Here is a 13,449-nt window from a genome sequence, read left to right as displayed (position 1 = left end):
AGCTGCCTTTACAAGTACCCGTACGCGTATCCCCCGCTTTTTCCTTTCTCCCCGCCCCGCTTTCTTCCTTTCTCCCCAAAGGATTCTCCCATGTTCGACCCTGTTATCTCATCGCTCTCGCTCGAGCGTTATCGCAAGATCCTGGTGGCGACCGCCGCTTCGGTGACCGTTCTGGCCGCCGTGGGGATCGGCACCACCCTGACCAGCCACGCCGCGTCGCAGGCTGAAGCCCCCGCCGCCACGCCGGTCACGGTGTCGGTCGTGTCGCTGCAAAATGTCGCCCAGTGGGACGACTTTTCCGGCCATCTCGAAGCGGTCGACCGCGTCGATATCCGGCCGCGCGTCGCCGGCGCCATCAAGGCCATCCATTTCCGCGAAGGCGCCCTGGTCAGTGCCGGCGATCTGCTGGTGACGATTGATCCCGCACCTTACCAGGCGGAAGTTGCTCGCGCCCAGGCCGATGTCGCCGCCGCCAATGCCCGCCTGACCCTGGCGACCAGCGAACAGGCCCGCGCCCAGCGGCTGTGGGACGACCACGCCATCGCGCAAAGCGAACTGGAAACGCGGACCAATGACTTAAAGTCCGCTGAGGCCAGCCTGGCCGCCGCCCGCGCCTCGCTGCAATCGGCCAACCTGAACCTCAGCTACACCCAGGTCCGCGCCCCGGTCTCCGGCCGCGTTGGCCGCATCGAGGTTACCGCCGGCAACCTGGTTGGCGGCGGACCACAATCCAGTGTGCTCACCACCCTGGTCTCGGTCAGCCCCATCTACGCAAGTTTCGACGCTGATGAAGCCGTTATCGAACGTACCCTGGCCGATCTGGGCGGGGCCAAGCTGGAAACCATTCCGGTGACGGTCGACACAGATAACGGTGAAACGCCGATCGAAGGCCATCTGCAGCTGATCGACAACCAGTTCGACGGCACCAGCGGCACGTTGCGCGCCCGCGCGGTGTTCAGCAATGCCGAAGGCCGGCTGATCCCGGGCCAGTTTGTCCGCGTCCATATGGGCTCGTCCCAGACCAAGCCCGCCCTGCTGGTGTCGGAGCTGGCCATCGGTACGGACCAGAGCAAGCGCTTCGTCTATGTCGTCGGCGCCGATCACAAGGTCGCCTACCGCGAAGTCACCCTGGGCGGCGTCGCCAACGGCCTGCGCATCGTGACCACCGGCCTGAAGGATGGCGACCGCGTCATCGTCAGCGGCATCCAGCACGTCGGTCCTGGCTCGGTCGTCGCCGAAAAGGTTGTCGCCATGACCGCCGGCGCACCGAACGCCTGATCAACGACTTCTGAAAGTTTCGAACTATTCTCTTCTCCCCACCTGAGGGGAGAAGGTGGCCGACAGGCCGGATGAGGGGTTCTGCCGACTGAGGCAACCTCTCCGGCCTGTGGAATTACCCCTCACCCCAACCCTCTCCCCTCAAGCGGGTAGAGGGGGAATGATGTCGCATTTGCGTTTGCGGTGTCGCCCATTGCGCCCCGAAGGCCTTCGCCATGAACCTCTCCAAATTCTTTATAGACAGGCCGATCTTCGCCGGTGTCCTGTCCCTGCTCATCCTGGTCGCCGGCCTGCTGTCCCTGCGCGTCCTGCCGGTGTCCGAATATCCTGAAGTGGTGCCGCCGCAGATCGTGGTCCATGCCATGTATCCCGGCGCCAGCCCGGCGGTCATCGCCGAAACCGTCGCCTCGCCCATCGAAGAGGCGGTCAACGGCGTCGAAAACATGCTGTATATGAGCAGCCAGGCGACGGCCGATGGCCAGATGACCCTGACGGTCACCTTCAAGCTCGGCACCAATGCCGACCTGGCGCAGCAGATGGTGCAGAACCGCGTGTCGCAGGCCGAGGCCCGTCTGCCCGGCGACGTCCGCGCACTGGGCGTCACCACGCAAAAGAGCCAATCGTCCCTGCCGATGGTCGTCCACATCACCTCGCCCAATGGCCGCTACGACGTCAACTATCTGCGCAACTACGCCCTGTTGCACATCAAGGATCGCCTGCAAGGCATCAAGGGTGTCGGCCCGATCCAGATGTTCGGCGGCGGCGACTACGCCATGCGCGTCTGGCTCGATCCGCAAAAGGTCGCTGAACGCGGCCTGTCACCCTCGGCCGTCGCCGACGCCATCCGCTCGGAAAACGTCCAGGCTGCCGCCGGCGTCATCGGCGGATCTCCCGCCATTCCCAACCTGACCCTGCAGATGTCGGTCAATGCCCAGGGCCGCCTGTCGACCGAGGACGATTTCCGCAACATCATCGTCAAGACGGGCGCCGACGGCGCGGTCACCCGCCTGGGCGACATCGCCCGCATCGAGATGGGCGCGTCGGACTATGCCCTGCGCAGCCTGCTCGACAACAAGAACGCCGTCGGCATCCCCATCTTCGAGACCGCCGGCGCCAATTCTCTGCAGCTGTCGAAGGACGTCCATGAGACGATGGCGCAACTGCAAAAGACGATGCCCGAAGGTGTCAGCTACGACATCGCCTACGACACGTCGGAATATGTCCACGAATCGATCGACTCGGTCATCCACACCCTGCTCGAAGCCATCGCCCTGGTCGTGCTGGTCGTCATCCTGTTCCTGCAGACCTGGCGCGCCTCGCTGATCCCGCTGTTGTCCGTGCCCGTGTCGATCATCGGCACCTTCGCGATCATGCATATCTTCGGCTTCACCATCAACGCCCTGACCCTGTTCGGCCTCGTCCTGGCCATCGGCATCGTCGTCGACGACGCCATCGTCGTGGTCGAAAACGTCGAGCGCAATATCGAAGCCGGCAAGACCCCACGCCAGGCCACCTATCAGGCCATGCGCGAAGTGTCGGGTCCGATCATCGCCATCGCCCTCGTCCTGGTCGCGGTTTTCGTACCCCTGGCCTTCATCACAGGCCTGTCGGGTCAATTCTATCGCCAGTTCTCGCTGACCATCGCCATTTCGACGGTGATCTCGGCGATCAACTCCCTGACCCTGTCGCCCGCCCTGGCCGCCCTGCTGCTCAAGGGCCACAACGCCCCGAAAGACGGCCTGACGCGGTTCATGGACCGCTGGCTGGGCGGCTTCTTCGGCGCCTTCAACCGCCTGTTCAAGCGTTCGTCCGATGCCTACGGCAAGAGCGTCGGCAAGTCGGGCAAGCGCAAGGTCCTGATGCTGGGCATCTATGGCGGTCTCGCCGCCCTGGCCTTTGTCATGTTCCAGGTCGTCCCAGGCGGTTTTATCCCGCAACAGGACAAGGCCTATCTGGTCGGTATGGTGCAACTGCCCGACGGCGCGACCCTGGACCGTACGGAAGCGGTGACGCGCAAGGTGTCCGAAATCGCCATGCAGCAGCCGGGCGTCGCCCACGCCATCGCCTTCCCCGGCCTGTCGATCAACGGCTTTACCATCGCGTCGAACCAGGCCGTCGTCTTCATGCCGCTGAAGCCCTTCGCCGAACGCCACGGTGCGGCCCTGTCGGCCGGCGCCATCGCCGGTCAGCTGAACGGCAAGCTGGCCGGTATCCAGGAAGGCTATTCGGTCATGTTCCCGCCCCCGCCCCTGCTCGGCCTGGGCACCACCGGCGGCTTCAAGCTGCAGTTGGAAGACCGCGCCGGCCTCGGTTACGCCAAGCTCGATGAAGCCACCAAGGCCTTTATCGCCAAGGCCTATCAGACCAAGGAACTGGCCGGTGTCTTCTCGGGCTACCAGATCAATACGCCACAACTGTTCGCCGATATCGACCGCACCCGCGCTCGCCAGCTCGGCGTCTCGGTCAGCGATATCTTCCAGACCATGCAGATCTATCTCGGCTCGCAATATGTCAACGACTTCAACCGTTTCGGCCGCACCTACAGCGTCCGGGTACAGGCCGACGCCCCCTATCGCGCCATGCCGGAAGACATCGGCAAGCTGAAGGTCCGCAGCAGCACCGGTGAAATGGTGCCCCTGGCTGCCGTCCTCAAGGTCGAGCCTATCTCGGGCCCCGTCACCGCCAGCCGCTATAACGGCTATCTGGCGGCCGATATCAGCGGTGGCCCCGCCCCGGGCTTCTCCGAAGGCCAGGCCGAAGCCGCGATCAAGCGCATCGCCGCCGAAACCTTGCCGCCGGGCATCGAGTACGAATGGACCGAACTGACCTATCAGCAGATCCTGGCCGGCGATTCGTCCAGCCTCGTCTTCCCCCTGGTCATACTTCTGGTCTTCCTGGTGCTCGCCGCACAGTATGAAAGCGTCGTCCTGCCGCTGTCGATCATCCTGATCGTGCCGATGGGCCTGCTGTCGGCCATGGTCGGCGTCTTCCTCAGCCACGGCGACAACAACATCTTCACCCAGATCGGCCTGTTCGTCCTGGTCGGGCTGTCGGCCAAGAATGCCATCCTGATCGTCGAGTTCGCCCGCGAACTGGAGCTCAGCGGCCTCAACCCGCTCGAAGCCGCCATCCGCGCCAGTCGCCTGCGTCTGCGTCCGATCCTGATGACCTCCATCGCCTTTGTCATGGGTGTCCTGCCGCTGGTGCTGAGCCAGGGGGCTGGGGCCGAAATGCGCCGCGCCATGGGGATTGCCGTCTTCGGCGGCATGATCGGCGCCACCCTGATCGGCCTGTTCATGACGCCCTTCTTCTACATCCTGCTGCGCGCCCTGTCGGGTAACCGGCCGCTGAAGTCACATCCGTCAACACTCGGTGCCGACGACGACCACGACGACAGCGCGCCGCAACTATCCGACCCGTCTGACGCGCAGCCCGCACAACTCAAGCCGGAGGCCTTCTGATGCGCCTTATCTCCATAAGCCTTATGGCCGCCCTGCTGACCGGCTGCGCCACACCGCCCCTGCAACAGGCGTCCTTTCAGGCGCCAACGGCCTTTGCCGGATCCACGGCGACACCGTCGGCCCAGCCGATGCCGGCGGCTGGCGCCTGGTGGCTGGTCTTCAATGACGATACGCTCAACAATCTGATGGCGCGGGCGACCGAGAAGAACAACGACATCCGCCTGGCTGCCGCCCATCTCGAACAGGCGCGCGCCCTGCTGGGCTCATCAAAGGCCGATCTGTGGCCCCAGGCTGGTATCGCTTATCAGGCCAGCCACGGCGCCACGCCCGGCCAGGGCAAGCCATCGACCGGTCATGCCCTGGGCGCCGACCTGTCCTATGAGGTCGACCTGTTCGGCCGCCTGTCGAAAGCGGCTCAGGCGGCGGATTTCGATGCCCAGGGCAGCGCCGCCCTGTTGCGCGATACGCAACTTCTGATCCAGTCGCGCGTCGCCCAGAGCTATTTTGCCTTGCGCGCCATCGATGAAGACCGCGCCATCGTCGCCGATACGCTGGACGCCTATCGCGGCAGCCTCGACGTGACGCAAAAGCGCTTCCGCGAAGGCGATGTCGCCGAACTGGATGTCGCGCGCCTGCAGACCGCTGTCGCCTCGACCCAGGCCGAGGGCATCGCCCTGGACCAGCAGCGTGCACAACTGGTCCATGCCCTGGCCGTCCTGCTGGGTGAGCCGGCCAGCGGTTTCGACGTTACCGCGGCTGCCTGGTCGGCCCAGCCCTGGGCCGGAGCGGTACCGGCCATTCCCGCCGGTATACCGTCCGATGTGCTGGAACGCAGGCCTGACGTCAATGCTGCGCAAGCCTCGCTTTACGCCGCGCAGCGCCGGGTGGGGATCGCCAAGGCGGCGTGGCTGCCCCATATCAGCCTGACCGCGTCGGGCGGCTATGCTTCGGGTGATCTCGACACTCTGTTTAATAGCGGCTCGCAATCCTGGTCGCTGACTGGCATCCTCGCCCAGGCGATTTTCGACGGCGGCAAGCGGCGGGCTGCCACGGACTATGCCGAGGGTGGTCTTGACGCCGCCTTTGCCGGATATCAGCAAAGCGTCCTGACGGCGCTGGCCGATGTCGAGGACCAGCTGTCGGATATTGCCTTCCTGCAACAACAACAGGTCGCGCAGGACGATGGCGTCCAGGCCGCAACCCGAGCCCTGGCCATGTCGCAGTCGCGCTATATCAATGGTTCATCGTCTCAGTTGGAGGTTCTCGACGCCCAGCGGCAATTGCTGGCCATCCGCCGCCAGGCCCTGCGTGTCCGTGCTGCGCAGTATCAGTCAACGATCGGGCTTATCCGCGCCCTGGGCGGGACCTGGCAGGGCTGATCCACATCAGGGCGTTTGCAGCTCCTCGTCGGGAACCGCGACAAGGCGGCCTTCCGGCGAATAGGCCGGAAAGACTTCGTCCGGCGACGGTTGCTGTTCAGCCGTCGCGACCTCAATGACCTGACCAGGACCTGACACTGTCTGAGCGGTCGCAACCGCGTCTGCTGCGGACGGGTTGACCGTGTCGGCATTGGGATGCTCTTCCAGGGTCGCGATCAGGTCCCATGCATCATCGGAGCCGATTTCGGCGCTCAGTTGCTGTGCTGTGACCGTCGGCGCATAGGCATAGGCCGCGTTGATAATGGGCGCGTTGTCATCGGTGCTCATCACTTCGAGTTTGGTGACCGGCCCCTGTGGCGCGTCATAGGTCGCGACTAGGTGCGGGGTTTCATTCGGATCGACCCTGGGCAACTGCCCGATCTGATGGACAATAAAGCCGATACCCGGACCGACGGTGAGGAGCCCGGCGATCAGGCTGATCACCAGCGCATTGGGACGACGGATGGGATCGCGAAGAAAAGGCGCGGTATAGTGCGGGAAGGTCAGATCGGAGGTCATATAGGACATGGCAGGCACTCGATGACATAACGGCAACAACCCGTCCCGGATTTGCGGCCACACTTCAGTGATCTCCATCATGCGCCACGCAACATAAGGATTCAGTGGCCCTTGACGCCCCGGCCATCCGAACACGGTATGACTTTTGTCGATAAAGGTAAGCGACTCATAATCCATGCGGTTGTACGCCGATCATCGCGCGCAAAACTGTCGGGTCAGCGGCCGAAGGATTTCACGGTGTCGCGGTGACTGGCGGTCATGGCATGTCGCTGTTTTTACCTGAAGGGCCGATTTTCCAGCCTGCATCGCACCTTGCGTTTATACTGGAACGAAGGTAGAACATTTGCCGCCATGTCCCGTACGCTTGTCCTGCCCCCGACCTATTACCGCGATCATTTCGTCGAAATGACAGGCTTTGTCGCACGCCTGTACGGTGACGTGCTTGGCGAGGCGGAGACGCGGTTCCTGCAGCAATTTTCCGCCTTCGATGACGATGCGCAGTGCCTGTATGTGCGCATGTGCAATCGCAAGAAACAGGCCTTTTCCCCTGCCGACCTGAGCTATAGCGAGATCGGCGGCGTCGAGAGCGGCCTGGCTGCTCTGCAGGCGGCTGGCTTTATCCGCCAGGCCGCGGCCAGTGACTACGCTGGCTGCCTTAACGAACTGAGCAAGAGCGATTTGGTCGCCAGAGCCCGGGCCGGCGGGGTCGAAGGTTTCAAGGCGGCGGCGCCGAAGCCGGAACTGGTGGCCTGGCTCGTCGAGACCCTCGAAGCCGACGAACTGGACGCCGTCTTCAACCTGTCGGCTTTGGTCGTGCCGTGCCACAAGGAAACCCTGGGATTCCTGCTCTATCTCTATTTTGGCCGCCTCAACGACAATCTGCTGAGTTTTACCCTGCGCGACCTGGGTGTCGTCGCGGTCCGGACGCGCGAAGCCTACCAGGCGCGGTTCGACAGTATTGGCGAAGCGCGCGCGGGCTTCCTGTACAGCCAAGCCTTACGCCGCCTACGCCATGGCGCTGGGGCGGACGCCATAGCGGCGGAGCTGGGCGACCTGCCCGAAGCCACGAGCGATTTCAGCCAAGGCCTGCGCAACGACCTGCTGTTCCAGTTGGGCCAGGCGTTCGAGAAGCGTGGCGAAATGGAGCGGGCGCTCGACCTGTACGAACGCTCGACCGCCTTCGACAGCCACGAACGTAGCGTGCGCATCCTCTATGCCGCTGGTCGCCATGACGAGGTGAAGGCGCGCCTCGAGGCCATGCTGGACGCGCCCGACCACGACGAGGAATGCCTGTTTGCCCAGGACTTCCTGGCGCGCAAGTTCAACAAGCGCCGGACCAGCCTGTTTACCGACCTGTTGCGCGGCGGCAGCGAAATCGTGGTCGACGAACTGTACCGCGGCTTTCCCGAAGCCGCGGCCATGCATCATTTCGAGGCCGAAGGCTGGGCCTGTCACCACTGCGAAAACGGCCTGTGGCCGGCCTTGTTCGGGCTCGTCTTCTGGGATGAGCTGTTCGAAGGGCCGGGCGCCCTGTCATGCGGTTTCGATGCCGTGCCGCAGGCCCTGAAGGATCGGACCTTCCATGCGAAGTTTGCCGAGGCGATTGCGCGCAAGCTGCACGGCGTGGCCGACGGCTGGACGATGGATCTGGTGCTGCGGACCTTCCGCCGTCACGAAGGTGTCGGCAACGGGCTGTTCTATTGGGATGCCGGCCTGCGCACGCGCATGACGCAGTTCGTCGCGGCCGCGCCTGCCCAGGCCCTGCACCGGATCTTGAGCGAGATGACGCGCGACTTCTATGCCCTGCGCGACGGCTTTCCGGATCTGCTGCTGACGCGCGGCAGCGAGATCAAATTTATCGAAATCAAGGCCGAGGGTGACCAGATCCGCCGTCACCAGCTGGCGCGCCTGAAACTGCTGCAGGAGGCGGGCTTCGACGCCGGCGTGCTGCGCGTCGCCTACCGCGTCGATCCCGATCAGACCTATGTCGTGGTCGATGTCGAAACCACCGGCGGCCGCGCCGTCAATGACCGGGTCACCGAGATCGGCGCCGTCAAGGTCAGGGGCGGCAAGACGATCGCTGAATGGCACAGCCTGATCAATCCGGAACGGCGCATCCCGGCCATGATTACTTCATTGACCGGCATCACCAACGCCATGGTCGCCGATGCACCGCGTTTTGCCGAGATTGCCGACGATCTGGCCCAATTTCTGAGCGGTGCGGTCTTCGTGGCGCACAATGTCAATTTCGATCACAGCTTCATCGCCGGCGAATTCCGCCGGCTGGAGCGCCGTTTTCATGCGCCGAAGCTGTGTACCTGCGCCAGCATGCGCAAATACTACCCGGGACATGGGTCTTATGGGCTGGGGCCGTTGTCGCGTGAATACGGCATCCGGCTGGAGAACCATCACCGCGCGCTCGACGACGCCCGGGCGGCGGCCGAATTGCTGCATCTGGTCAATGAGCGACGATTGGCGGCTTAAACGGCGAACAGGTTTTGCGGTTGTGGGCGGCGCGATCTGCGGTGTAGTATTTTGAAACTACAGTAATTTTCAACGCGGAAAGCGCGGAAAAGACGGAAAGACGCGGAAAAAGAAATATGCGGACAGATTCTTGCCCGAAGGGCCTTCATGCCACGCTCGTGGCAGCGTTCTTGTATAGAAGGCGCTACGCGCGGTAGACGCACCATCCTAAATTTCCGCGTCTTCCGTCTTTTCCGCGCTTTCCGCGATAAAAATGACCGTAAAATCAGGATTTTCACGAAAGTGTAGCCGAACGCCGATCTAACCTTACAGCAGGCTATTACCTGAATCTCAACGCTATCAGGACTTGACCGTCTTAGCCCGGCCCGGCTTGTAAAGCGTGGCGCCCAACAAGGTGACCGCCGCAAGTGCTGCAGCGAATTCGAAGACACCGGGGCTGTGGTTGAAAGCGTAGATCAAAGCGACATTGCACAGGACGATCCAGCCGGCCGCTTCATTAATCAATCCGCGACGGCGATGATTGGCCAGGGTGAGGCCAAATCCCATGGCGACGACGACCAGTTGCACTGCCGGCAAGGCCGGAACCCGCGAGCTCAATCCCTGCCAGACCTGCGTCCCCAGGACAGCCAACAGGCCTCCCAGGCTCAAGAGCTGTACCCAACGCAGCCGTGAGGTCATGAACGCGTCCTCCAGATTTATGACAGTCATGCTTTATGACCAATTTACGGCGAAATGCCGCGCTTGAAAAGCCCTCTTGGAAATACGACTTGACTTTAAGTCTTATTTAAATTTATATAGCTCTAGCCTTAAAAAACTTAGCTCTTACCGAGAGTCCACCCGATGTCCAAATTTTCACCGCCCCTGCATGCCGGCAGCATAATTCTCAAAATCGTGGTGCTTAGCCTGACGCTGGCCCTCATTTCAACCGCTTCGCAGACCATCAAGGGCCTGCCCTTCGAAGTCGGTAATCTCATGCACAATCTCCTGGTCATTCCATCCTACTGGATCACCATCCTGGCACCGGGCTTCTATCTGTGCGCCCTTTGGGCCCTGTCAGATGTCTTCGGCCGGTTGAATCGCGGTGACGCTTTTGGCCCCAACATGATCCGTGGCCTGAAAGGCGTTGGCAGCAACCTGATGTATGGCGCTTTCACCGCCATCATACTGGCGCCAACCCTGTCGGTTCTGTTCGCCAACGAATTTCGCAGCCTGGCGGGGATCAAGCACGATAACGATATCGAAAACCTGACGATCGGCCTGATCGGCCTGGCGCTATATGCCCTGGCCAAACGCGGCCAGGCACTGAAATCCGAACTGGAACAGTTTGTCTGAAGATGGAAGCCATGTCGCAACGCTCAACTCGCACCTTTTCCCCCCTGGCCCTGCTGACCGGTCTGATCGCCGGCCTGCTGGTGATCAACCTGATCCGCGACAGTATGTCCGGCCTGCTGAATGTCGATCCCGGCCTTCCTGCTTCCGCCAAGCTCGGCGCCGCTTTCGCCGTCACCTTGACGCTGAAATTCTGGATTCCTCTGCTCGTACCCACCTGCCTGATTTCGGCCCTGCTGGCGGCCGGCAACGTGTTCAATCGCCTGCACAATGGCGGACGATTCGACGATACGGTTGTCGGCGGGCTGAAGCAGATCGGCGGCGCCTTCATCGCAGCGGGCTTCGCAGGGTGTGTCATCGTCCCGGTGCTCCGGGAGGTGGATGCCGGTCAAATCGGCGGATTCGCCTGGCATCTTGATAATCAGGATGCCGCCCTCGGCCTCGTCGGCATAGCGCTCACCCTGATCGCAGACTGGACACGCAAGCTTAGACTTGAACTGGAACAGTTCGTCTGATGCCCATTCGCGTTACCCTCGATATTATGCTGGCCCGGCGCAAGATGCGCGCCCGGGATCTGGCCGCCCAGATCGGTCTCAGCGAGACCCAGATGTCCCTGCTGCGCACGGGCAAGGTCAAGGGCATGCGCTTCGATACCCTGAGCAAGCTGTGCCTGATCCTGGAATGCCAACCGGCCGATATCATGGAATATGACCGTGACGAGACCGACCTGACGCGGAATGAAGATTAAATTTCTCCGCGCCCGGCCCCTTGACTCCTCCCAGGCCCACGCCTATTTGCAGGCGGTCGTTAGCACTCGCGGTCAGTGAGTGCTAACAGCGTTTTCAAACCTGAAATGGAGGATATACCATGAGCTTTCGCCCATTAGGCGACCGTGTTCTGGTCAAGCGCGTCGAAGAAGAAGCCAAGACCAAGGGCGGCATCATCATTCCGGATACCGCCAAGGAAAAGCCCCAGGAAGGCGAAGTCATCTCCGTCGGCCCCGGCGCCCGCAATGAAAAGGGCCAACAGGTCGCGCTGGACGTCAAGGCCGGCGACCGCATCCTGTTCGGCAAGTGGGGCGGCACCGAAGTCAAGATCGACGGCGAAGACCTGCTGATCCTGAAAGAATCCGACGTCCTGGGCGTCCTGACCAAGTAATCCGAGCTGATCGGCGCCGCTGGTGCGCCGGTCCGAGCCTTACCTGTCAGATACCCGCTATCCCATTCACGCAACCATCAAGGAATTTACATAATGGCTGCCAAACAAGTTCTCTTCGGCTCCGAAGCGCGCGACAAAATGCTGCGCGGCGTCAACATCCTCGCCAATGCGGTGAAGGTCACCCTGGGCCCTAAGGGCCGCCACGTCGTGCTCGACAAGTCCTTCGGCGCCCCGCGCTCGACAAAGGACGGCGTCTCGGTCGCCAAGGAAATCGAACTGGAAGACAAGTTCGAAAACATGGGCGCGCAGATGATCCGCGAAGTCGCGTCCAAGACCAACGACAAGGCCGGTGACGGTACCACGACCGCGACCGTCCTGGCGCAAGCCATCGTCCAGGAAGGCATGAAGGCGGTTGCCGCCGGCATGAACCCGATGGACCTGAAGCGCGGCATCGACAAGGCGGTTACCGTCGTCGTCGAGCACATCAAGGCTTCGTCGAAGAAGGTCACGACCAATGCGGAAATCGCCCAGGTCGGCACCATCTCGGCCAATGGCGACACCGAAGTCGGTGAAATGATCGCCCGCGCCATGGAAAAGGTCGGCAACGAAGGTGTCATCACCGTCGAAGAAGCCAAGACCGCCGAAACCGAGCTCGATGTCGTCGAAGGCATGCAGTTCGACCGCGGCTACCTGTCGCCCTACTTCATCACCAACCCCGACAAGATGGAAGTGGTCCTCGAAGACCCGTTCATCCTGGTCTTCGACAAGAAGATCTCGTCGCTGCAGCCCATGCTGCCGATCCTTGAAGCCGTTGTTCAGTCGGGCCGCCCGCTGCTCATCATCGCCGAGGACGTTGAAGGCGAAGCCCTGGCGACCCTCGTCGTCAACCGCCTGCGTGGCGGCCTGCGCGTCGCCGCCGTCAAGGCGCCTGGCTTCGGCGATCGCCGCAAGGCCATGCTGGAAGACATCTCCGTCCTGACGGCCGGCCAGGTCATCAGCGAAGACCTGGGTATCAAGCTCGAAACGGTTACGCTCGACATGCTGGGCCGCGCCAAGAAGGTCACGATCACCAAGGAAAACACCACCATCGTCGATGGCGCCGGTGACAAGTCCGAGATCGAGTCGCGTATCGGCCAGATCAAGAAGCAGATTGAAGAAACCACGTCGGACTACGACAAGGAAAAGCTGCAGGAACGTCTGGCCAAGCTGGCTGGCGGCGTCGCGGTCATCCGCGTCGGCGGTTCGACCGAAGTCGAAGTCAAGGAAAAGAAGGATCGCGTCGACGACGCCCTGAACGCCACCCGCGCCGCTGTCGAAGAAGGCATCGTTCCGGGCGGTGGTACGGCTCTGCTGAAGGCCACGACGGCCCTGGCCACGCTGAAGGGCACCAATGCCGATCAGACCGCCGGGATCAACATCGTTCGCCGCGCCATCCAGGCACCGCTGCGCCAGATCGCCGAAAACTCCGGCGTCGAAGGCTCGGTCGTCGTCAATTCCGTACTGCGTAACGCCAGCCCGACCTACGGCTTCAACGCCCAGACCGAAAAGTATGTCGACCTGGTTGCCGATGGCGTCATCGACCCGGCCAAGGTTGTGCGTACGGCCCTGCAGGACGCGGCTTCGGTCGCGGGTATCCTGATCACGACCGAAGCGGCCGTGGCGGAAGCACCGAAGAAGGACGCACCTCAAGCAATGGGCGGCGGCGGCGGTGGTATGGGCGGCATGGGCGGTATGGACTTCTAGGAATCACCTAAAAGTCCTTCGCTTCGCTCAGTGTACTTTTAGGTGGGTCGCACGGAAAA

General features: G+C 62.4%; 11 protein-coding genes. 9 read left to right on the top strand and 2 right to left on the bottom strand.

What is annotated here, in order from left to right:
• The first annotated feature begins 90 nt into the window (after window positions 1-90).
• The 3 genes from AC1DXO_RS01900 to AC1DXO_RS01890 all read left to right on the top strand — a co-directional run bounded on the left by AC1DXO_RS01900 (window position 91) and on the right by AC1DXO_RS01890 (window position 6,118).
• Complete coding sequence (locus AC1DXO_RS01900) at window positions 91-1,278, top strand: efflux RND transporter periplasmic adaptor subunit (protein ID WP_476976389.1); 1,188 nt, start codon at window positions 91-93, stop codon at window positions 1,276-1,278.
• 215 nt (window positions 1,279-1,493) lie between these two features.
• Window positions 1,494-4,739 carry an efflux RND transporter permease subunit gene (locus AC1DXO_RS01895; protein ID WP_476976388.1) on the top strand — a complete coding sequence of 1,082 codons (3,246 nt, stop codon included), beginning with the start codon at window positions 1,494-1,496 and terminating at the stop codon, window positions 4,737-4,739.
• Entirely contained in the window at window positions 4,739-6,118 is a 1,380-nt protein-coding gene (locus AC1DXO_RS01890; RefSeq protein WP_476976387.1) for an efflux transporter outer membrane subunit, read from the top strand. Before AC1DXO_RS01895 ends, AC1DXO_RS01890 begins: the two co-directional genes overlap by 1 nt.
• A gap of 6 nt (window positions 6,119-6,124) precedes the next feature.
• Here AC1DXO_RS01890 and AC1DXO_RS01885 read toward each other — a convergent pair whose 3' ends face one another.
• Entirely contained in the window at window positions 6,125-6,685 is a 561-nt protein-coding gene (locus AC1DXO_RS01885) for a hypothetical protein (protein ID WP_476976386.1), read from the bottom strand.
• Window positions 6,686-7,027: 342 nt separating this feature from the next.
• Between AC1DXO_RS01885 and AC1DXO_RS01880 the strand changes: the two genes are divergently transcribed.
• Window positions 7,028-9,160 carry an exonuclease domain-containing protein gene (locus AC1DXO_RS01880; protein WP_476976385.1) on the top strand — a complete coding sequence of 711 codons (2,133 nt, stop codon included), beginning with the start codon at window positions 7,028-7,030 and terminating at the stop codon, window positions 9,158-9,160.
• 339 nt (window positions 9,161-9,499) lie between these two features.
• Here AC1DXO_RS01880 and AC1DXO_RS01875 read toward each other — a convergent pair whose 3' ends face one another.
• A complete protein-coding gene (locus tag AC1DXO_RS01875) occupies window positions 9,500-9,868 on the bottom strand; it encodes a hypothetical protein (RefSeq protein ID WP_476976384.1) in 369 nt (122 codons plus the stop codon).
• A 132-nt stretch (window positions 9,869-10,000) separates the two neighbouring features.
• Here AC1DXO_RS01875 and AC1DXO_RS01870 point away from each other — a divergent pair, with 132 nt between their 5' ends.
• The 5 genes from AC1DXO_RS01870 (at window position 10,001) to groL (ending at window position 13,390) form a co-directional block, all read left to right on the top strand.
• Window positions 10,001-10,492, top strand: coding sequence for a DUF2975 domain-containing protein (locus AC1DXO_RS01870; RefSeq protein WP_476976383.1), 492 nt, complete (start codon window positions 10,001-10,003; stop codon window positions 10,490-10,492).
• Window positions 10,493-10,503: 11 nt separating this feature from the next.
• The gene (locus AC1DXO_RS01865) at window positions 10,504-11,004 is read left to right on the top strand and encodes a hypothetical protein (protein ID WP_476976382.1); all 501 of its coding nucleotides are present in this window, start codon (window positions 10,504-10,506) and stop codon (window positions 11,002-11,004) included.
• Complete coding sequence (locus tag AC1DXO_RS01860; protein WP_476976381.1) at window positions 11,004-11,237, top strand: helix-turn-helix domain-containing protein; 234 nt, start codon at window positions 11,004-11,006, stop codon at window positions 11,235-11,237. Before AC1DXO_RS01865 ends, AC1DXO_RS01860 begins: the two co-directional genes overlap by 1 nt.
• 119 nt (window positions 11,238-11,356) lie before the next feature.
• On the top strand, window positions 11,357-11,647 hold the full coding sequence (groES, locus tag AC1DXO_RS01855; protein ID WP_476976380.1) for a co-chaperone GroES: 291 nt from the start codon (window positions 11,357-11,359) through the stop codon (window positions 11,645-11,647).
• 93 nt (window positions 11,648-11,740) lie between these two features.
• Window positions 11,741-13,390 carry a chaperonin GroEL gene (gene groL, locus AC1DXO_RS01850; RefSeq protein WP_476976379.1) on the top strand — a complete coding sequence of 550 codons (1,650 nt, stop codon included), beginning with the start codon at window positions 11,741-11,743 and terminating at the stop codon, window positions 13,388-13,390.
• Window positions 13,391-13,449: the final 59 nt, after the last annotated feature.

The organism is Asticcacaulis sp. P2_C5 (assembly GCF_056404555.1).
Note: the sequence above shows the minus strand (reverse complement) of the source record. Positions and strands in the feature narration are given on the sequence as shown.